This window comes from Streptomyces sp. NPDC058620 (assembly GCF_042717135.1).
Classification (GTDB): domain Bacteria; phylum Actinomycetota; class Actinomycetes; order Streptomycetales; family Streptomycetaceae; genus Streptomyces.
On the sequence record NZ_JBHXQO010000137.1, the window covers coordinates 1 to 2,565 of the forward strand.

At 68.7% G+C, this 2,565-nt stretch carries 2 pseudogenes; one reads left to right on the top strand and one right to left on the bottom strand.

From position 1 onward, the window contains the following. Positions 1-97: 97 nt before the first annotated feature. A pseudogene (locus ACFWSK_RS37635) lies at positions 98-1,010 on the bottom strand (IS5 family transposase). Between the two features lie 520 nt (positions 1,011-1,530). Between ACFWSK_RS37635 and ACFWSK_RS37640 the strand changes: the two are divergent. Further along, positions 1,531-2,565, top strand: a pseudogene (locus ACFWSK_RS37640) (transposase); the annotation flags it as partial.

Genomic DNA, 2,565 nt, shown 5'->3' on the forward strand with positions numbered 1-2,565 from the left:
TCCGGTCCGACAACCGCTCACCCGACGACTTCACCTGCCCAGGCCTTGGCACAACACATCCAACGACCAACACAACTCAAAGTCACCGGTATTGGTACTAGGGGCTGTCTGACAAATGATCACCGGCGGGTTCGCGGAGCCACAGGATCAGAGCTGCCACGATGCTTCCAGCCCGGTAGCGATCTGCAAGCTTGTCGAACATTGTCGCGATCGCACGGAACTGCTTGAGACGGGCGAAGCATCGCTCGACCACGTTGCGGTCGCGGTAGATGTCCTTGTCGAAGGCGGGTGGGCGACCGCCGTGGGTTCCACGTCGCCGGCGGTTGGCCATCTGGTCGCGGCGTTCGGGGATCGTGGCGACGATGCCCCGGCGCCGCAGCAGGTGGCGTATCGCCCAGCTGGAATACGCTTTGTCGCCCAGCACCCGCGCCGGTGTCGTGCGAGGTCGGCCCGTGCCGGCGCGCGGGATGCGGATGCTGTCGAGGACCTGGCCGAAGGCGGTGGCGTCGTTGACGTTGCCGGGAGTGAGCACGATGGACTGCGGGAGGCCCCGGCCGTCGACGGTGAGGTGGACCTTAGTGGTCAGCCCGCCCCGGGACCGGCCGAGGGCCTGACGCGCCTGCGATCTGCCCGGATCTTCGAGTTCGTCCCCGTCTGCGGCCCCTTTTTGCGGGCGCCGGCCGCGTGCTGGTGGGCACGGTTGATCGTGGAGTCGACGGAGACGGTCCTCTCCACCCGGCCCACCGCGTCGTCGCGGACCTGGACGTGTTCCAGCAGCTTCGCCCAGGTCCCGTCTGCTTCCCAGCGGGCGAACCGCTCGTAGACGGTCTGCCAGGGTCCGTACCGCTCGGGCAGATCGCGCCCCACGGAGCCCCGGTCCGCAGCCGCCACAGCACCCCGTTGACCACCTGCCGGTGATCACGCCACGGACGGCCACGCCCATCCACTCGCGGCAACAGGGGCTCTATTCGCTCCCACGCCGCATCCGTCAACTCACCTCGACCTGCCACAAAATCAATGATCTGGGTGCTCACGCTCGGACTCCCGCGCGGGGTCCGTCACGAAACGGCTCAGCCGGTAGGTAGTCGGCAGCGCCAGGCGCCCGCACAGCGTGTCGATCCGGATCATCGAGCCGTCGACTCCTGCCTCCCGAAGACGGCGCAACCGCGTACGCATCTCCGCCTGGTCCCGAGTCTCAACGACCACTTCCCACTGTCCCGCGTCCGGCGCGGTGCGAGCAGCAAGCCGCTGCCGCGCGTCCTCTTGCCGCCGCCTTCTTTTCCCCTGTCCTGGCACCTGCCCAGAATCACTGGCCAGCGTCAGGGCGGCAAGGCAATTGGACCGAGCACGCACATCCCCGCTTGGTGATCATTTGTCAGACAGCCCCTAGCTTGATCTTTAACCTCGGGGTCCGAACGGCTCGTCGTACTTGATCACTCGGACTGGTAACTGCGGTGCATGCGGGCGGCCTTCGGCTGAGCATGTGATCCGACCAAGGAACACACAACGCTCAGCACGAAGGCCGTGGGGATGACTCTGTCGTATCACGTCGTCCGGCAGGATCCGATTGCGGGACTGTCACGCTTCCGGGGTGAGTTCTACTCCTGTCTGACCCGGGCGTGCGGACGCACTGTTCGAACTCGCGGACGCGGTGTTGTGCGCGGACGGGCCGGTCCGGTCCCTGGTGGAACTGTCACTGGTCGGCGAACACCGGCGGGGACACGGTGGGCTCTACGACGCCCTGGCCGCGGGCCGGGTCGACGTCGCCCGGCTGCGGCGGGCCCTGGCGACGGTGCCGCTGCCGAGGGCGGCGGACGGCCGGCTGGTCCTGGCCGCTGATCTCACCTGCTGGCTGCGGCCCAGTGCGCATACCTCACCGCAGCGAATCCTGTGTCACACATACGGGCGGGGCAAGGACCAGCACGTCCCGGTTCCTGGCTGGCCGTACTCGGTGATCTGCGCGCTGGAGACCGGCCGCAGTTCCTGGACCGCACCGCTGGACGTACTACGTCTGGCGCCGGGCGACGACGCCGCGACTGTTACCGCCGGGCAGATGCGCGAGCTCGTCGAGCGGCTGATCGCGGCCGGGCAGTGGAAGGACGACGACCCGGAGATCCTGATCGTGGTGGACGCCGGATACGACGTGCCACGTCTGGCCTTCCTGCTGAAGGATCTGCCGGTGCAGGTGCTGGGCCGGATGCGCTCGGACCGCGTCCTGCGACGCGCGGTCCCACCCCGCGAGCCCGGTGTCCGGGGCCGCCCGCCCCGCCACGGCGGCGAGTTCGGCTTCGGTGACCCGGCCACCTGGAACACACCCGACACCCAGACGGTGACCGCGACCCGTCTCTACGGCACCGCCACCGCGCGGGCCTGGGACCGGCTCCACCCGAGACTGACCCACCGCTCGGCCTGGACCGCCGAACTGGGTGCCCTGCCGGTCATCGAGGGCACCGTAATCCGTCCGCAGGTCGAGCACCTGCCCAGCGGCGCGACACCGAAGCCGGTCTGGCTGTGGTGGTCGGGCACCGACGCCACCGAAACCACCGTCGACCTGCTCTGGCAGGC